Source organism: Ruegeria sp. YKSF070 (genome assembly GCF_059612725.1).
This window is the reverse complement of sequence record NZ_JBXWRD010000002.1, coordinates 129,997-147,747: the sequence shown is the minus strand read 5'-3', so window position 1 is coordinate 147,747 and position 17,751 is coordinate 129,997. Positions and strand designations below refer to the sequence as shown.

Sequence of the window (17,751 nt, the reverse complement as noted above, 5' to 3'; positions counted from 1 at the left end):
AGATCGTGTTGGTCCGCAATGCGGGACATTATGGTCTATTGCGGGAACCCGATCGCTGGCGTTTCCTGCTCGTTGATTGCCAAGCAGTGTAATGGGCACTTTAACTTGTAGTTGATCTGCTCGGCAGGTTGAGTATTTGGAGGAAACCATGCTTTCGAGACGGGATTTCATTGGCTCGACGACCGCGAGCCTTGTATGCGCAACTGCTGGCCAGCGATCTTCGGCGCAGGTTTCAGACATTCGGCACGCTCTTTTGACCATGGATGGTCTCGGTCTTGCGGCACTGGTCAAATCCGGAGAGGTGACGCCTTCGGAGCTGTGCGACGCCGCGGTCGAAGCCGCCTTGGCGCTTGACCAGCGTCTCAATGCGATCACGACCCCGATGTATGACGAGGCGAGAGACAAGGCCGCGGACATGCGGCCGCAAGGGCCGTTCGCCGGGGTTCCGTTTGTGGTGAAGGATAACCTCGATATTGCAGGGCAATACACGACCCAGGGTTCGCGCGCTTACCGTGATAACTATCGGCCAAGGTCCGCGCCGCTGGCGCTGGCCCAAGAGGCCGCCGGGCTGAACCTGATCGGCAAGAGCAATATGCCAGAGGTCGGAGCGCTTCCAGTCACCGAGGGTCAACTGCTTGGGCCGTGTCGCAACCCGTGGAACCTCGACCATTCCTCCGGCGGCTCCAGCGGAGGGTCCGCGGCTGCGGTCGCGGCAGGTATCGTCCCGCTCGCTCATGCCAGCGACGGCGGCGGGTCCATCCGGATCCCTGCATCCTGTTGCGGTGTTTTCGGATTGAAGCCAAGTCGCCGTCGTATGTTGTGGGGGTCGAGCGATCAGACGACCTATGCCGCTGACAACTGCGTAAGCCGCTCGGTACGAGACAGCGCGATGCTATTCGCGTTGGGGCAGGACCGATCACCGACCGCGCCGCACAGACCGATCCCGTTCGTCTCGGGGCCGTCCACCGACCGGCTGAGGATCGGTTTCGATCTGCGCAATTACTACGGTGATTTTCCAGAGCCCGAGGTGCAGCGCCTGATCGAAGAGATGGCAGAACTCTGCGAACAGCTTGGTCATACCGTCATCGAAACGCACAGCCCGGTGGACGACGAGTTCGAGCTGCGATTCAACCAGATCTTCGGGTTCCGCATGGTTGGCCTCGCCGACGCTGCGACGGCGAAGGCGGGCCGACCTCCGGAAGAAACCGGACTGCTTGACGTATTCGTCCGCGACTGGGCCGCCTTCGCGCGCAACTTCACTCCGGAAGATCAGGAAGCTGCCAACTCGTACATGCTTGAGCTGGGCGCCAGATATGATGCATGGCTGTCGGAGTTCGATGTATTCCTGTCACCAGTCACGCCAGGCACAGCACCTGCTATCGGCACGCTTTTCGATGAGAGCGTCCCATTCGAGGAGATGTTCGCGCGCGTTGCGAGGTTCACGTCCTACACCCCAATTCAGAACGCGCTTGGATTGCCAGGCATGTCTGTGCCCGCAGGGCTGACCCGCGAAGGTTTGCCAGTCGGCAGCCATTTCGTTGCGCCCGCCGGTCGGGAGGACAAGCTTTTCGCCCTGGCCTTTGAGATCGAACAGGCGAAGCCATGGTGGGGTGACTGGGCGCCTGTTTCGGTGGCCAACCTCTAGCATCCATTCAAATGCGATAAGTGCGCTGAAAAAGGAAAGGCTAAGGAGGCTGTGACCGCTCAGGGCTCGAGCGGACCAGCGCGATACGCGGAGATCGCGAAAAAGGGGAAGGGCAAGCCCTTCCCCATCACAGAAAGAAAAGTTCGGCCCGATCCGGGGTGCCTTGCCGGAAATGCCCGGGAATGCCAAAGGCAAACCCGGGCATAGCCGGTTCATGTCGTTCGAGAACTGATCGCTGCCGCTTAGACGTTCATCAGCAGGTGTTCGCGTTCCCAAGGCGAAATCACCTGCAGGAACTCGTTGTATTCGGCGCGTTTCACGATGCTGTAGACGCGGGCGAAATCGGGGCCGAGCACCTCGTGCAGGGCCTTGGCCTCGTCGAACATGTCCAGCGCGTCGCCCATCACCTGCGGGATGTCGCCCTCACCGTCATAGGCATCGCCCTTGAATTGCTTGCGCGGGCGCGCCTCTTCCATCAGCCCGAGATAGCCGCAGGCCAGCGAGACCGCGATGCCCAGATAGGGGTTGCAATCCATGCCTGCGAGCCGGTTTTCGATCCGCCGCGATGAGGGACCGGAGAGCGGTACGCGAATGCCGGTGGTGCGGTTGTCGCGGCCCCATTCCAGGTTGATGGGCGCGGCGTGGTCCTTAACATAGCGGCGATAGGAATTCACATAGGGTGCCATCACCGCCAGGCCCGAGGGCAGGTGGTTCTGCAGGCCCGCGATGAAGTGATAGAAGGCGTCGGTTTCGCCCCCTTGCGGACCGGAAAAGATGTTCTCGCCGGTTTCCATGTCGACGATCGAATGGTGGATATGCATGGCGCTGCCCGGCTCGTTCTCGATCGGCTTGGCCATGAAGGTGGCGAAACAATTGTGGCGCAGCGCCGCCTCGCGGATCAGTCGCTTGAAGTAGAACACCTCGTCGGCCAGCCGCACCGGGCTGCCGTGACGCAGGTTGATCTCCAACTGGCCGGCGCCGCCTTCCTGGGTGATGCCGTCGATCTCGAAGCCCTGCGCCTCGGCAAAGTCATAGATGTCGTCGATCACCGGGCCGAACTCGTCGACCGCCGTCATCGAATAGGCCTGCCGTGCGGCGGCGGGGCGGCCCGAGCGGCCCATCATCGGCTCGATTTCCTTGGCCGGGTCGAGGTTGCGGGCCACCAGATAGAATTCCATCTCGGGCGCCACGACCGGTTTCCAGCCTTGCGCATGATAGAGCGAGACCACCCGGCGCAGCACGTTGCGCGGGCTGAACGGGATCGGGTCGCCGTCGCGGTCATAGGCGTCGTGGATCACCTGCAATGTCCAGTCGCCGGTCCAGGGCGCGGCGGTCGCGGTCGAGTAATCGGGGCGCAGGATCATGTCCCGCTCGATAAAGCCCTCGTCTCCGGCGGCATCGCCCCAGTCACCGGTGATGGTCTGGTAAAAGATGCTGTCGGGCAGGTGGAAATAGTCCTGCCGCGCAAACTTGCTTGCCGGAACCGCCTTGCCGCGGGCAATGCCGGGCAGGTCCGAGATGATGCATTCCACCTCGTCCAGGCGGCGGTTTTCCAGATATGCCTTGGCGGCATCGGGGAGATTGTCTGTCCAGTCGGCCATGTCAGGCCCTCGCTTTCTTGTAGAATTCCGCCATGCGTTTGCCGATGGCGGGGCTATCGAGCGGGCTGTCGAGACGCGTGGTCGCATCGTCGAGCACGGTGTCGGGCACCACGCCGCGGCCACGGGTCCGGATCAGCCCGCCGATAAACTCGTTGTCGTATTCTGGATGCGCCTGGATGGTCCAGATATTGTCGCCATAGGCCACCATCGCATTCCGGCAGAAGTCGTTCGAGGCCAGGACCTCGGCCCCGTCTGGCAGGGCCACGACCTGATCCTGGTGCCAGGCATTCACCGTCACCTGCTCGCCGCCCATGTCGTATTCGGTGGGGCCGATGGCCCAACCGCCCTGGAATTTCTCGACCTTGCCGCCAAGGGCCTGGGCGATGATCTGGTGGCCGAAACAGACCCCGATCAGCGGCTGACCCTGATCGCGGATCTGACGGATAAGCGCCTCGAGCGGCGGGATCCAGGGGTGGTCCTCGTATACGCCGTGGCGCGAGCCGGTGATCAGCCAGCCGTCGGCGGCCTCGGCGCCGCTGGGGAACTGACCGTCCACCACCGCATAGGTTTCGAACTCAAAATTCCGCGGGCCCAGCAGGCGGACAAAGAACGTGTCATAGTCGCCGGTCGCGTCGATGAGCGTGTCCGGGGCGTGGCCCGTCAGGAGAATTCCGATCTTCATGTGTCACCAGTCGTCAATGTTGCCGGATCGGGGCTCCGGCAGTGCCCATGTCGTGATCAGGTCAGACCGTGTCCAGATAGACTTCGGTTTTTTCCGCCTCGGTCAACTCTTGAAAGTAGCGGAATTCCTGCCGCTTGGTCATGACATAGTTGCGGATCAGCTCGGGCGCGAAAATCCGCGCGACGGCTGGGTCGGATTCGAAGGCGTCGATCGCCGTGTCCCAACGGTCGGGGATCTGCGCCAGGTTCGCCTTGTAGGCATTGCCTGAGATCGGTTGCGGCGGCATCTGGCCATCCTCGATCCCGTTCATGGCGGCGCCCAGAACCGCGGCGATCATCAGATAGGGATTGACGTCGCCGCCCGCGACCCGGTGTTCGATCCGGCGCGCGACCGGGCTGCCCGAGGGGATGCGGATGGCGGCGGTGCGGTTTTCATAGGCCCAGGCGACCCCGGTGGGGGCGTGGGCATTGGGCACCAGCCGGGCATAGCTGTTGTCATGAGGGGCAAAGATCAGCGTGCTGCCGGACATTGCGTCCAGACAGCCGCGCACCGCATGCAGCATGGTATCACTGCCGCGCTCGGTGCCGTCGTCAAAGACGTTGTTACCCTCGTCATCGAGCACCGAGAAATGCATATGCATGCCCGATCCGGCATAATCCTCGTAAGGTTTGGCCATGAAGCTGGCGGCAAAGCCATGCTTGCGCGCTAGCCCCTTGACCAGCATCTTGAACAACCAAGCATCGTCGGCGGCGCGCAGGGCGTCGTCCTGATGCATCAGGTTGATCTCGAACTGGCCAACACCCGCCTCGGAGATGGCGGTATCTGCGGGGATGTCCATCACCTCGCAAGCGTCGTAAAGCTCGGTGAAGAAATGATCAAACTGGTCCAGTGCGCGCAGCGACAGGATCTCGCCCGCCTTGCGACGCTTGCCGGACCTCGGCGATTGCGGCACCTGAAGATGGCGACCGCTGTCGTCGATCAGGAAAAACTCCAGTTCGACCGCGACCACCGGTTTCAGACCGCGCGCCTTGTAGCGTTTGACCACGGTGTTCAGCGCATGGCGCGGATCGCCTTCATAGGGGCGGCCATCCTCGTGGAACATCCAGATCGGCAACAGGCCGGTGGGCGTATCCAGCCACGGCATCGGCATGAAACCACGCTCGGTCGGTTGCAGAACGCCATCGCGGTCACCCGAGGCCAGCACCAGCGGGCTGTCCTCGATATCCTCGCCCCAGATGTCGAGATTCATCACCGACAACGGAAAGCGGGTGCCGCCCTCGATCGCCTTTTCAGCAAAACGCCCGGGCACGCGCTTGCCGCGCGGCTGGCCGTTCAGGTCGGCGGCGGCCACACGAATTGTTCTTACCTGCGGGTTCTTCCGCAGCCAGTTTTTGGCTTGCATGGGCCCTTCTCACGCGATGTCTGTTAGATTTGATCAAATTTCTACTACTAGCCATGGGGGGCTGGCAAGCGATATTTCCGGGGTCTTGTCCGACCGCGCGTCAGGGCAAACCGGTCATGGATCAAACCATGTCCAGACAGCCGGGGCGCCAGGTTGGGAATAGCAGCCAGACCAGCGCCCGGCGACCCCCACGGGAAAGGGTCACCGCATCAGGTTGGGGCGCAGGCGCATCTTGGGCCGGCGTTCGGCGGGCAGGTGCCGGTTCAGCCGCGTGTTTATCACGCCGAACACGCCCACAACCGCCAGGGTCAGCAGGATGAAATAAAAGGCGAGAATCGGGTAAGGGACGAACGGGTTGAACGTCTTGTCCGCGAAATAGCTGGCGTAATAGAGCGCATCGCCGCGCTGTTGCCAGGCCGGGAAGGCCGAGAAAAACACCAGCGTTGTGGCGTGAAACAGAAAGATCGCCTCGTTCGTGTATGCGGGCCAGGCCAGCCGCATCATGGTGGGCCAGACGATGCGGCGGAAGCGGGGCCAGCCGCTCATGCCATAGGCGTCAGCGGCCTCGACATCGCCCTTTGGGATCGTGCGCAGCGCGCCATAGAAGATCTCGGCCGAATAGGCGGCGGTGTTCATGAACAGCACGATCAGCGCACCCGCCCAGGCCGAGGTCAGCATGTCGAACATCGGATAGCTCTTCTTCAGCGACAGGAAGAAGAAATAGGCAAAGAAGAACTGGATGAAGAGGGGCGAGCCGCGGAAGATGAAGATGAACCATTCCGCCGGTTTCCGCGCCCAGGGGTTGGACGCGCTTTTGCCCAGCGCCAGGGTGACAGCCAGGAAATAGCCGGTGACCAGCGCCATCAGGCCGAAATAGATGTTCCAGATCATGCCAGAGCCGATCAGTGTGAACTGTTCGCAAAGCGTGAAATCGGACCGTGGCAACAGCCGCTCTCCGATACCGATCGAGCGCAGGCCGTAGTCCTGGATGGTGTCGATGCAGGATTTCATGCCGCGGCCTCCTTGCGCAGGGCCTCGCCGCCGGTGGTGGCCTGGCCGTGACTCAGTCGCACGGTCAGCCTCTCAAGCAGAATTTCCGAGATGCGGGTGAAGCTGAGATAGAAGACCAGCAGGAACAGGAAATACCACATGCGCCAGTCGCCATGCGGGTAATCGGTGAATTGCGAGGTCTTGGTACCGCCGATCTCGCGTGCCCAATAGACGATATCCTCGATCCCCAGCAGGAACAGCAGCGGCGTTGCCTTGATCAGAATCAGCCACAGGTTCGACAGGCCGGGCAGCGCATAGATCCACATCTGCGGCACCAGGATGCGCCAGAAGGTCTGGCGCCGGGACATGCCATAGGCGGCGGCAGTTTCAAGCTGGGCATGGGGCACGGCGCGCATGCCGCCGCGCAACACATTGGCCGCAAATGCGCCGAAAACGATGGCAAAGGTCACCACGGCCAGGAAGAAGGAATAGGTCTGATGCACCCATTCAGCGGCCCGGCCCAGCGGCAGCTTGGCATCGGGGCAGACCAGAAAATCGTTGCCCTGCCGGATCGGATCGGTCCAGTCGGGGCACAGGATCTGGTGCCGGGTCCATTCGAACGCCTGATCCAGCGCGATCACGAAGAACAGGAAGAAGGCAATGTCGGGCACGCCGCGCATGATCGCGATATAGCCCTCGCCCAGCCAGCGCAGCGGCGGCAGCGTGGCGCGCGTGGCCATGGCCCCGGCAAAGCCCACCGCCAGCGCCACCGGGGCGGTGACCAGCAGAAGGACCAGAACCTTGATGAAGGACATGTAGAAGGACAGGTGCACGCCGTTGGTCAGAAAGCAGGAGAACCAGCGGACCGTGTCCAGCGTATCGGGATCGGTGCAGTAGGAGAACATCGGCGGGCCTTTGCGGGGCAGGGCGCGGCAATGGTGGCCGCGTGGGATCGGGCCTGCCGCGCTCGGCAGGCCCGCCCGCAGGGTTTATTCGTAAACGGCGGCGTCTTCGCCGAACCATTTCTTGATCATCGTGTTCAGCGTGCCGTCCTCTTTCATCGAGGTGATGGCAGCGTCGAACTTGCCGCGCAGCTCGCCGTCGCTTTCGCGCAGACCCATACCGACGCCACCGCCCAGCGGCACGTCATCGCCCACGAACATCAGCTCGCCACCTGATTCCGCGACGATCGGAACCAGATAGTCCCGGTCGGCAAACACTGCATCGGCCTCGCCGTTGCGGACGGCGGCGATGGTTTCCTCAGGCGTGGCGAATTCCACCAGTGTCGCACCGCTTTCGGCGATGTATCCGGCCTGGATGGTGGCGGTCTGGGCCGCGACGATGCCCGACAGGTCTGCGCCTTCGGCGGCGGCGACATAGGACGAGGCGGTCGGCGGGATGTAGTTCTGGGTGAAATCGATCACCTCGTCACGCTCGTCGGTGATCGACATGCCGGCGATGATGGTGTCGTAGTTGCCCGACACCAGGTTCGGGATGATCGAATCCCAGTCGTTCTTGACCCACTCGCAGGTCAGGCCGGCGCGCTTGCACAGCTCGTCGCCCAGTTCACGCTCGAACCCGTCGACCTCGCCCGCGTCGTTGATGAAGTTGTACGGAGGATACGCGCCCTCGGTGCCCATGCGCACGGTGTCGGCCATGGCCATGCCGGCGGTCAGCGCCAGCGCGGCGGTGGTCAGAATCAGTTTCTTCATTGAGAGACTCCCATTGTCGTTGGTATTTTGATTATGCGGCCTTGGTGACGGAAAGAAAGCCCTGCAAACGCTCGGATTTCGGCGCTGCAAAGATATCTTCGGCGGTCCCCTCTTCCTCGACCAGCCCCTGGTGGAGGAAGATGACATGGGACGAGATATCGGCGGCCATCTTCATGTCATGGGTGACCAGGATCATGGTGCGGCCCTCGGCGGCCAGGTCCCGGATCACCTTGATCACTTCCTGCTCCAGCTCGGGGTCAAGCGCCGAGGTCGGCTCGTCGAACAACAGCGCCTGCGGCTCCATGCACAGCCCGCGCGCGATGGCGGCGCGCTGCTGCTGGCCGCCCGACAGCTGGGCCGGATAGTTGTCGCATTTGTCACCGATCCCCACCTTGTCGAGATAGCGCCGCGCGCTCTCCTCGACCTCGGCCCGGTCGCGGCCCAGCACGTGGATCGGCGCCTCCATCACGTTTTGCAGGATGGTCATATGGGCCCACAGGTTGAACTGCTGGAACACCATGCTCAGGTTGGTGCGGATGCGCAGAACCTGTTTGGCGTCGGCGGGGCGGCGGTGGCTGCCGCTGCCGGTCCAGCGGACCGGCTCGCCGTTGAACAGGATCTCGCCCTGCTGACTGTCTTCCAGCAGGTTGCAGCAACGGAGCAGCGTGGATTTGCCTGATCCCGATGAGCCGATCAACGACACCACGTCACCGCGATGGGCGGTGATATCGACACCTTTGAGGACTTCGAGCTGGCCAAAGCTCTTGTGCAGGTTCTTGATCTGGATGACGGGGGCAGTCTCTGTCACGTGGTGTCCCGATGTCTTGTTTTGCGTGTTAGGGCGGTACTAGGTCGGAAAATCCGACACATTGCAATGTTCAAATCGACGGTTTGTACCGGTTAACCCGACGAAATGATCAGTCTGCGGAACAAATAGCAGACGGTGCCGGCGGATTGGGGATGCTCAGATAAGCCGAGGCAGGAATGTCGACCAGCCCCTCGAGATGCAGTGCCGCACGATCGGCCGGGTCCAGATTCGCAATCGCCGTCCGGACGGCGGCGGCAATAGCGGCGGCATCCCGTCCCGGCGCAGTGATATAGGGCAGCACCGGGGTGGGCGTGGTATGGGCCACCTCGCGCAGCCGCCCACCCAGATCGGTGTGTTCGCACAGCAGGGTCCAGGTCAGCGCATCCAGCGCCGCCAGATCGGCCCGCCCCTCGGCCACGGCCGCGGCCGAGGCCGCATGCGCGCCGCTTTCCAGCAGCGCGGCAGGGACCAGCCCGGCCCCTTGCAGATGGGTCATCGGCGCCGCCCAGCCCGACTGCGACAGCGCCTCGTTATAGGCAAAGGTGCCACCTGCCAGCGCGGGCAGGTCGCGCGTATCGTCGACCCGTGCCACAAAGACCGAGCGGTAATGCCCCGGCGGGCAGCCCGACAGCCCGTAATCGGGCGTGCCCACCAGTTGCACATGGCCATGCAACCGGGTGCGATAGGGCATGCCGCAGGTCTGTGCCAGCACCAGTTCGGGATCGCGCCAGATCGCCCAGACATCGCGCGTCCGGTCGAGCGTTTCGGGGCCATATCCCAGTTCCGCACGGATCAGCGCCCAGAACCGGTCATTGGCGGCGCGCAGGGGCGGCAGGTCATACATGCCCAGCATGGCGGTCATCGGCTTGCCGCTTTTTGCCGTGCCAGGGCCGAGTCACGGTCGTTGACGCCCAGCAGGTTCGCCACCAGCCGCAACAGCGCGTCCTCTTCCTGGGCGCGTTCTCCATCGGCTAGTACCACCGACCACAACGCTTCGACCACGGCGCGGCGCTCCTCATAGGCGACGGCCTCCTTGATCGCGCGGGTAAAGCGGACGGTGTCGGGTGCCTCGGCCTCCAGCTCTTCGGCGCGGGCGCGCAGCTGCGCCGCCTCGAACGGGCTCAGCCCGTAGCGGGCAGCTGCGATCCGGTCGATCCGGTCGCGCTCGGCCTGGGCATAGTCATTGTCCGCGCGGGCGATCCGCACCAAGAGCGCTGTCAGCGCCAGACGCGCATCGCCATCGTCAAGCGGCGCGGGCTGCGGCTGTGTCAGCCGGGTCAGAAACTCTCGGAACATGGCGACTCCATCCGGGTCTGGTCGTTGGTGGCGACGGACCTAGCCCGCGCGCGCCAGTATGCGGTCGCGGGCGCCGTCGCTGTCCTTGCGGCTGAGACCCATGGCAATCCGCGCCTCTTCGACGATCTTCAGCTCTCCCTCGCGTTGCAGACCATCGGCCAGCACCACTTCCCAAAGCGCATCCAGCGCGGCAAGCCGCTCTTCGAGGCCGGTGGTCTCGCGGATCAGCTTGCCAAAGGTATCGGTGTCGGGCGCGGCGGCGTGCAGCTTTTCGCAGGTTGCGCGCACCTTGGCCGCCTCTATGGCGTTGTGACCATAGAGCCGGGCCAGGATCCGGTCGATCAGGCTGATCTCCTCGACCTGGTATTCGCGGTCCGCCTTGGCCACGCGCACCAGAAGCGCACCCAGCGCAAGCTCGGCATCGGGGTCGGGCAGGGGCGATGGAGAAGGCGGGCGAAAGGCCTGAAGGAACTTTTTCAGCATGGGCGCAATCTATCCCATATGTTGCGTCTGGCCAAGCGTGTTCTACCCGTCATAGCCTTCGATGATAACCAGATCGCCGGTCGAGACCGGCTCGCGCAGGGCCTTGGCCGCCTGATAACCGGGACTGTCATAGCAGGCCAGAGCCGCCTCGTAACTGGGAAACTCGATCACCACGGTGCGCGCGCGGGCCTGGCCCTCACGCGTCTCGCGCCCGCCACCACGGACCAGGAACCGGGCGCCATATTCGGCAAAAGGCTCTGCGTTGGCCGCGATATAACTCTTGTAGATCTCCATGTCGTCCACATCCACATGGGCGACCCAGTATCCTTTGGGCATGATTGTCTCCTCGTCGTTCAGGCCGCAGGGTGGCCCGCAATGCGCGGCGATGCAATCCCGCTTGTGCAGGCGCGGAATTCGGGCAAACTTGCTGGCATGATTGTCTTCGATGGCCATAACGATGTCTTGACCGAGCTGGCTCGCGCCGGTGGCCGGGCTGCCGCGGGTGGGTTCCTGACCGGGTTGCCGGGGCAACTCGACCTGCCGCGCGCGCGGGCTGGCGGGTTTGGTGGCGGTTTCTTCGCCCTTTGGGCGCGCTCTGACGGCGCCACGGATTTCAGCGCGCTGGGCGCGGAATATGATCTACCTCTGCCCGAGCCAGTACCCGAACCGCAGGCCTGGGAGATGATCCGGGCCCAGGCCGATACGCTGGTGGCACTGGAAGAGGCAGGCGCGCTGCGGATCTGTACAAGCGCTGGCCAGATCGCGCGGGCACGGGACGAGGGGCTGCTGGCGGCGATCTTGCATCTGGAAGGGGCCGAGGGAATCGGCCCCGATTTCTATGAGCTGGAAGAGCTTTATGCGCTGGGCCTGCGCTCGCTGGGTCCGGTCTGGAGCCGGCCGAACGCCTTTGGTCACGGTGTACCATTCCGCTATCCTTCCGGCCCCGATATCGGGCCGGGCCTGACCGAGCGCGGCCGCGCCCTGATTGCGCGCTGCGAGGAGATGCGGATCCTGGTCGATCTCAGCCACCTGAACCTGGCCGGATTCCGTGACGTGGCGGCGATATCGACGCGCCCGCTGGTGGCGACCCATTCCAACGCGCATGCACTGGTGCCGCATGCGCGCAACCTGACCGATGAACAGTTGCGGATCATGGCCGAGAGCGGAGGCTTGGCGGGGGTGAATTTCGAATCCACCTTCCTGCGCCCTGATGGGCGCCCAGACGATGACATACCCGCAGCGTGGCTGATGGCGCAATTCGACCACTTGCTGGACAGGCTGGGCGAGGAGGGCGTGGCAATCGGCTCGGATTACGATGGCTGCACGCCGCCTGGCTGGCTCAATTCGGTCGACAAGTTGCCGATGTTGGTCGAAGCGATGGAGCGGCACGGCTACCCTTCGGCCCGGATCGAGCGCATTTGCTGGGGGAACTGGATGCGGGTACTGGCCGATACCTGGGGCGAGGCCGCCTGACTGTTCTAAAATTGAGCGCCTGCGGCGCACCCGCCTTGTGTCGCGCCTCTGGCGCGGGGGGCGAGGCGCTGCCTCGCGCTCCGGAGTATTTCTGGCGAAATGAAGAGGCGGGCCTGCGTCTTTCCTCTTGCCGAAAATATCCCGGGGGAGGCACCGCAGGTGACGGGGGCAGAGCCCCCTTCTTTTGCTTAGACCAGACGCGAGCTTTCCTTGGCCGCGCGCACGAAATCGGCGAACAAGGGATGCGGCGCGAAGGGTTTCGATTTCAGCTCGGGGTGATATTGAACCCCGATGAACCACGGATGGTCCGCCCACTCCACGATCTCGGGCAGGCGGCCATCAGGCGACATGCCGGAGAACCGCAGCCCCGCCTTTTCCAGCTTGTCGCGGTACTTGATATCCACCTCGTAGCGGTGGCGATGGCGTTCCTCGATGTTGCAGGTGCCATAGACCTCGGCCACTTTCGAACCTTCGGCCAGTACCGCGTCATAGGCGCCGAGGCGCATAGTGCCGCCCTTGTCGTCGTCGACCTTGCGGCTGACCTTGTAGTTGCCCTGCACCCATTCCTTGAGGTGGTAGACTACCGGCTCGAACCGTTTGGCGCCCGCCTCGTGATCGAACTCCTCGGATCCGGCGCTGGCCATGCCCGCGACGTTGCGCGCCGCCTCGATAACCGCCATCTGCATGCCGAGGCAGATGCCCAGATAGGGCACCTGGTGTTCGCGGGCGTATTGCGCCGCCTTGATCTTGCCCTCGGTGCCGCGTTCGCCAAAGCCGCCGGGCACCAAGATGGCATGGAAGCCTTCGAGATAGGGCGCGGGATCCTCGCGGTCGAAGATCTCGGCATCGACCCATTCGATCCTGACCTTCACGCGGTTGGCCATACCGCCATGGGTCAGCGCCTCGGCGATGGATTTATAGGCGTCTTCCAGCTGGGTGTACTTGCCGACGATAGCGACCTTGACCTCGCCCTCGGGGTTGTGGATGCGGTCGCTGACGTCTTCCCATTTCGTCAGGTCGGGTTTGGGCGCCGGGCTGATCTGGAAGGCGTCCAGCACAGCCTGATCCAGCCCCTCGGCGTGATAGGCCAGCGGTGCGTCGTAGATGGTCGAGAGATCCTGCGCGGCGATCACCGCTTCGGGGCGGACGTTGCAGAAGAGCGCCAGTTTCTCGCGTTCCTTCTGCGGGATCGGGCCTTCGGAGCGGCAGACGAGGATATCGGGTGCGATGCCGATGGAGCGCAGCTCCTTGACCGAGTGCTGGGTGGGCTTGGTCTTGAGTTCGCCGCTGGCCTTGATATAGGGCAGCAGCGTCAGGTGCATGAAGATGCACTGGCCGCGCGGCTTGTCTTGGGAAAACTGGCGGATCGCCTCGAAGAAGGGCAGGCCTTCGATATCGCCGACGGTGCCGCCGATCTCGCAGAGCATGAAATCGACCTCGTCCTCGCCGATCGAGATGAAATCCTTGATCTCGTTGGTGACGTGGGGAATGACCTGGATGGTCTTGCCGAGGTAGTCGCCGCGCCGCTCTTTCTCCAGCACGTTGGAATAGATCCGGCCCGAGCTGACCGAGTCCGTCTTGCGCGCCGCCACCCCGGTGAAGCGTTCGTAATGGCCGAGGTCCAGGTCGGTCTCGGCACCGTCGTCGGTGACGAAGACCTCGCCATGTTCAAAGGGCGACATGGTGCCCGGATCGACGTTCAGATAGGGGTCGAGCTTGCGCAGGCGGACGGAAAATCCGCGCGCTTGCAGCAGAGCGCCCAATGCGGCCGAGGCCAGACCCTTGCCAAGCGAAGAAACGACACCGCCGGTGATGAAGATGAAACGCGCCATGAGTGTTCGGCTGCCCCCGTGAGAAGTCATAATTCAGCTGCCCGGCGGTTTCGGAAAAACCGCAGCATCACGGGACTTCACGTATAAAGGATTCGCGCCAATTGCGCAAGAGAACCGCAAGATGCTGTTGCGGCCCTCACCAGGAGTGCAAACTGTTGTAGATCAGTCGGCCTTGGGCACCAGGGGTGCATTGTCGCCCGCACTGGGCGGCAACAGGTCGCTGCCTGCCGGAACGCTGGGTGTGGCCGGCTCGGATGCTTCGGGCGCCGGAACGCCCAGACGGTCGATGACCGAGGTGCCCGCCGCCTTTTGCGCTGCGATCACGGTCAGGGTGATCGAGGTCACGATGAACGCGATGGCCAGAACCCAGGTCACCTTGCTGAGCGCGGTTGCGGCCGCCCGGCCGGTCATCACGCCGCCGCCGCCGCCACCCATGCCCAGGCCGCCACCTTCGGACCGCTGCATCAGGACGACGGCGATCAGGCCCAGAGCCAGGAGAAGGTGAATGATGAGGACGACGTTTTCCATGGTATTCCTGCGGCCGGTGGCGTGTACCGCGTGGTATCTATGCAAGTTTGCCCGCAGGGGCAAGTCGCGAGTTTGGATCACCTGCGGTTAAGCGGCCGATCACATCAAAGAGGCTGGACAGGGGTGGGGTCGCGCGGCAGTCTTTGCGCCATGCCACATGACCATCACGACCACCCGCATTCCCTTCTCCCTCCGGAACCGGCGCTGCGCGTCAAGGCGCTCGAGACGATCCTGACCCGCAAGGGGCTGATCGATCCGGCCGCTCTGGACGAGATCATCGACACCTATCAGAATCGCATCGGTCCGCAGAACGGGGCGCGTGTGGTGGCGCGGGCCTGGGCCGATCCGGCGTTCAAGGCGGCGCTGTTGGCCGATGCCATGCCGCTGTTGACCGAGCTGGGATATTACGGGCGGCAGGGAGAACACATGGTCGTGGTCGAGAACACGCCCGAGACCCATAACATGGTCGTCTGCACCCTGTGCAGTTGCTATCCTTGGCCGCTGTTGGGCATTCCGCCGGGCTGGTACAAATCCGACGCCTATCGCTCGCGCGCGGTGCGTGAGCCGCGCAAGGTGCTGGCCGAGTTCGGGGTGAGCCTGCCTGAGGGGACCGCCGTGCGTGTCTGGGATTCGACGGCCGAGATCCGCTATCTGGTACTGCCGATGCGGCCCGAGGGGAGCGAGGGTCTGGACGAGGAAGCGCTGGCCGAACTGGTGACGCGCGACAGCATGATCGGCACCGGGCTGGCGCGGGTGCCGGCATGACGCGGGTGCATGACATGGGCGGGCGGTTCGGCGATGGCGCTATCACGCCCGAGGCCGATGGCATCCCGCAGCTGGGCGACTGGCAGGCGCGGGCCTTGGCGCTGACACTGGCGGCGGGGGCGCTGGGACAGTGGAACATCGACATCTCGCGCCATGCGCGCGAGCGGCTGTCCCCGGCGGATTACGGCCGCTTCAGCTATTTCGAGAAATGGATCGCGGCGCTGGCCGATCTGCTGGTCGAGACCGGGGTGCTGACCGAGGATGACCTGCGCGGGCAGGGGCGCGACGTGCCCCACCCGCTGGCCGAACGCGCGATGAAGGCCGAGGCGGTGGCGGCTGTGCTGGCGCGCGGCGGTCCGGCAGACCGCCCGTCAAACGTGGCGGCGCGGTTCGACGTGGGGCAGATGGTGCGCACCTTGCGCCCGGCGGCCAACCGGCTGGTCGATGGCGGCCATACGCGGCTGCCCGCTTATGCGGCGGGCGCGCGCGGGCGGATCGTGTTGAAACACGGCAGCCATGTGCTGCCGGACAGCAATGCGCACCGGCTGGGCGAGGCGCCCGAGCCGCTTTATGCGGTGGCCTTTCCGGCCTCCGAGCTGTGGGCCGACCCCGAGGCGCCAGGCGATGAGGTGGTGCTGGACCTCTGGCAAAGTTACCTGGAGCCGGCATGAGCGAGTGCCCCGATATCGCCGCGCCCGAGCCGGTCTTTGCCGAGCCCTGGCATGCGCAGGTCTTTGCCCTGACGGTGCATCTGAACGAGGCGGGGCGGTTCACCTGGGCCGAGTGGGTCGACCGGTTCTCGGTCACGCTGAAACGGCACGGCCTGTCTCGTGATCTGGACGGCGGCGAGGATTACTTCAACGCCTGGCTGGAGACGCTGGAGACGCTCTTGAGCGAGGCGGGCGAGGCCGCGCCCGAGGAGCGCGCGCGCATGCGCGCGGCCTGGGAACACGCCTATCTGACAACGCCGCATGGCCAGCCGGTGCGGCTGGCCGAGTGATCAGCCCTTGTCTTCGGGGTCGGCCTGACCGACCCCGCGAAACACGGCCTTGAAGGGCAGCGCCCAGAGGATGCCGAGGCCCACGAACACCGCCAGTTCAACCAGCATCGGCAACCCGTCGAACCGGGCGCGCAGCCAGTCGGTCAGGGTCACTGCCACCACCACGTAGAGCGGCAGCCCCACCAGCAGAATCACCAGTGCCCAGCGGCGGCGGGCCTTGTAGCTCATCGCCATCAGTCGGCGAACGGGTCGGTCACCAGAATGGTGTCCTCCCGCTCCGGGCTGGTCGAGAGCATGGCGACCGGGCAGTCGATCAGTTCCTCGACGCGACGCACGTATTTGATCGCATTGGCAGGCAGGTCGGCCCAGCTGCGCGCGCCCTCGGTCGATTCCGACCAGCCGGGCATTTCCTCATAGATGGGCGTGCAGCGCGCCTGTTGGTCGGCGGCGGTGGGCAGATAATCGAGCCGGGCGCCGTCCAGGTCGTAGCCGACGCAGATCTTGAGCGTCTCGAACCCGTCGAGCACGTCGAGCTTGGTCAGCGCGATGCCGTTGATGCCGCTGGTGGCGCAGGTCTGGCGCAAGAGCGCCGCGTCGAACCAGCCGCAGCGCCGTTTGCGCCCGGTGGTGGTGCCGAATTCATGGCCGCGCGTGCCAAGACGCTCGCCATCGGCGTCGTGCAGTTCGGTCGGGAAGGGGCCTTCGCCGACACGGGTGGTATAGGCCTTGACGATGCCCAGAACGAAGTCGATCGAGTTCGGGCCGATGCCCACCCCGGTGGCCGATTGACCCGCGATCACGTTCGACGAGGTGACAAACGGATAGGTGCCAAAGTCGATATCCAGAAGCGCGCCCTGAGCCCCCTCGAAGAGGATGCGCTTGCCCGCCTTGCGTTTCTCGTTGAGCACCTTCCAGACCGGTGCGGCAAAGGGCAGGATGCGCGGCGCGATCTCTTTCAGCTGCGCGATCAGCGCGTCACGATCCACCGGTTCGACACCCAGCCCCTTGCGCAGGGGGTTGTGGTGCTGCAATGAGCGGTCGACACGGGCAACCAGCGTGGCCTCGTCTGCCAGATCGGCAACGCGGATTGCACGGCGGCCTACCTTGTCCTCATAAGCCGGGCCGATGCCGCGGCCGGTGGTGCCGATCTTGGTGCCCTTGCTGGCAGCATCCTCGCGCGCGCGGTCCAACTCGCCATGCAGCGGCAGGATCAGCGGCGTGTTCTCGGCGATCATCAGCGTTTCGGGGCTGATCTCGACACCCTGCGCCTGTACCGTCTCGATCTCGCCCAGCAGATGCCAGGGGTCCAGCACCACGCCATTGCCGATCACGCTCAGCTTGCCGCCGCGCACCACGCCCGAGGGCAGCGCGTGCAGCTTGTAGACCTTGCCGTCGATCACCAGCGTATGACCGGCGTTATGGCCACCCTGAAAGCGTGCGATCACATCGGCGCGCTCGCTGAGCCAATCCACGATCTTGCCCTTACCCTCGTCGCCCCATTGGGCGCCGACAACGACGACATTGGCCATGATAG

General features: G+C 64.2%; 20 protein-coding genes. 5 read left to right on the top strand and 15 right to left on the bottom strand.

The annotated features are described in order from the left end of the window. Positions 1-136 precede the first annotated feature (136 nt). Entirely contained in the window at positions 137-1,645 is a 1,509-nt protein-coding gene (locus AC2FL1_RS01750) for an amidase family protein (protein WP_496875789.1), read from the top strand. Between the two features lie 242 nt (positions 1,646-1,887). On the opposite strand, the gene AC2FL1_RS01745 is transcribed toward AC2FL1_RS01750, so the two are convergent. The 11 genes from AC2FL1_RS01745 to AC2FL1_RS01695 all read right to left on the bottom strand — a co-directional run bounded on the left by AC2FL1_RS01745 (position 1,888) and on the right by AC2FL1_RS01695 (position 10,955). Continuing rightward, positions 1,888-3,246, bottom strand: a complete 1,359-nt coding sequence (locus tag AC2FL1_RS01745) for a glutamine synthetase family protein (RefSeq protein WP_496875788.1) — start codon at positions 3,244-3,246, stop codon at positions 1,888-1,890. Between the two features lies 1 nt (position 3,247). Continuing rightward, positions 3,248-3,928, bottom strand: coding sequence for a type 1 glutamine amidotransferase (locus tag AC2FL1_RS01740; RefSeq protein WP_496875787.1), 681 nt, complete (start codon positions 3,926-3,928; stop codon positions 3,248-3,250). A gap of 61 nt (positions 3,929-3,989) precedes the next feature. Continuing rightward, positions 3,990-5,330 carry a glutamine synthetase family protein gene (locus tag AC2FL1_RS01735; RefSeq protein ID WP_496827904.1) on the bottom strand — a complete coding sequence of 447 codons (1,341 nt, stop codon included), beginning with the start codon at positions 5,328-5,330 and terminating at the stop codon, positions 3,990-3,992. Between the two features lie 201 nt (positions 5,331-5,531). Beyond that, positions 5,532-6,341 carry an ABC transporter permease gene (locus AC2FL1_RS01730; RefSeq protein ID WP_496827906.1) on the bottom strand — a complete coding sequence of 270 codons (810 nt, stop codon included), beginning with the start codon at positions 6,339-6,341 and terminating at the stop codon, positions 5,532-5,534. Then, entirely contained in the window at positions 6,338-7,225 is an 888-nt protein-coding gene (locus AC2FL1_RS01725; RefSeq protein ID WP_496875786.1) for an ABC transporter permease, read from the bottom strand. The genes AC2FL1_RS01730 and AC2FL1_RS01725 overlap by 4 nt, the downstream gene beginning before the upstream one ends. Before the next feature lie 84 nt (positions 7,226-7,309). Continuing rightward, positions 7,310-8,032 (bottom strand): transporter substrate-binding domain-containing protein, encoded by a 723-nt coding sequence (locus AC2FL1_RS01720; RefSeq protein WP_496827910.1) that lies wholly within the window; start codon positions 8,030-8,032, stop codon positions 7,310-7,312. Positions 8,033-8,063: 31 nt separating this feature from the next. Then, positions 8,064-8,840: an ABC transporter ATP-binding protein gene (locus tag AC2FL1_RS01715; protein ID WP_496827912.1), complete on the bottom strand. Its 777-nt coding sequence runs from the start codon at positions 8,838-8,840 to the stop codon at positions 8,064-8,066. A 109-nt stretch (positions 8,841-8,949) separates the two neighbouring features. Continuing rightward, entirely contained in the window at positions 8,950-9,702 is a 753-nt protein-coding gene (locus AC2FL1_RS01710) for a phosphate/phosphite/phosphonate ABC transporter substrate-binding protein (RefSeq protein ID WP_496875785.1), read from the bottom strand. Then, complete coding sequence (locus tag AC2FL1_RS01705) at positions 9,699-10,136, bottom strand: tellurite resistance TerB family protein (RefSeq protein ID WP_234144817.1); 438 nt, start codon at positions 10,134-10,136, stop codon at positions 9,699-9,701. The genes AC2FL1_RS01710 and AC2FL1_RS01705 overlap by 4 nt, the downstream gene beginning before the upstream one ends. A 39-nt stretch (positions 10,137-10,175) precedes the next feature. After that, on the bottom strand, positions 10,176-10,619 hold the full coding sequence (locus AC2FL1_RS01700; RefSeq protein ID WP_234144818.1) for a tellurite resistance TerB family protein: 444 nt from the start codon (positions 10,617-10,619) through the stop codon (positions 10,176-10,178). Between the two features lie 42 nt (positions 10,620-10,661). Beyond that, on the bottom strand, positions 10,662-10,955 hold the full coding sequence (locus AC2FL1_RS01695) for a DUF1330 domain-containing protein (RefSeq protein WP_496827918.1): 294 nt from the start codon (positions 10,953-10,955) through the stop codon (positions 10,662-10,664). 96 nt (positions 10,956-11,051) lie between these two features. Here AC2FL1_RS01695 and AC2FL1_RS01690 point away from each other — a divergent pair, with 96 nt between their 5' ends. Beyond that, positions 11,052-12,092 (top strand): dipeptidase, encoded by a 1,041-nt coding sequence (locus AC2FL1_RS01690; RefSeq protein WP_496875784.1) that lies wholly within the window; start codon positions 11,052-11,054, stop codon positions 12,090-12,092. 188 nt (positions 12,093-12,280) lie between these two features. On the opposite strand, the gene pyrG is transcribed toward AC2FL1_RS01690, so the two are convergent. After that, positions 12,281-13,924, bottom strand: a complete 1,644-nt coding sequence (gene pyrG / locus AC2FL1_RS01685; protein ID WP_234137791.1) for a CTP synthase — start codon at positions 13,922-13,924, stop codon at positions 12,281-12,283. A gap of 162 nt (positions 13,925-14,086) precedes the next feature. Further along, a complete protein-coding gene (secG, locus tag AC2FL1_RS01680; protein ID WP_496875783.1) occupies positions 14,087-14,452 on the bottom strand; it encodes a preprotein translocase subunit SecG in 366 nt (121 codons plus the stop codon). 150 nt (positions 14,453-14,602) lie between these two features. Here secG and nthA point away from each other — a divergent pair, with 150 nt between their 5' ends. From nthA to AC2FL1_RS01665, 3 genes are read left to right on the top strand one after another with little or no spacing between them, the layout of a single operon-like run. Then, complete coding sequence (gene nthA / locus AC2FL1_RS01675) at positions 14,603-15,217, top strand: nitrile hydratase subunit alpha (RefSeq protein WP_496875782.1); 615 nt, start codon at positions 14,603-14,605, stop codon at positions 15,215-15,217. Beyond that, on the top strand, positions 15,214-15,888 hold the full coding sequence (nthB, locus tag AC2FL1_RS01670) for a nitrile hydratase subunit beta (RefSeq protein ID WP_496875781.1): 675 nt from the start codon (positions 15,214-15,216) through the stop codon (positions 15,886-15,888). The genes nthA and nthB overlap by 4 nt, the downstream gene beginning before the upstream one ends. Beyond that, entirely contained in the window at positions 15,885-16,217 is a 333-nt protein-coding gene (locus AC2FL1_RS01665) for a nitrile hydratase accessory protein (protein WP_496827928.1), read from the top strand. Before nthB ends, AC2FL1_RS01665 begins: the two co-directional genes overlap by 4 nt. Here AC2FL1_RS01665 and AC2FL1_RS01660 read toward each other — a convergent pair whose 3' ends face one another. Then, on the bottom strand, positions 16,218-16,451 hold the full coding sequence (locus tag AC2FL1_RS01660) for a DUF2842 domain-containing protein (protein WP_496875780.1): 234 nt from the start codon (positions 16,449-16,451) through the stop codon (positions 16,218-16,220). Beyond that, positions 16,451-17,746, bottom strand: coding sequence for an adenylosuccinate synthase (locus tag AC2FL1_RS01655; protein WP_496875779.1), 1,296 nt, complete (start codon positions 17,744-17,746; stop codon positions 16,451-16,453). Before AC2FL1_RS01655 ends, AC2FL1_RS01660 begins: the two co-directional genes overlap by 1 nt. Positions 17,747-17,751: the final 5 nt, after the last annotated feature.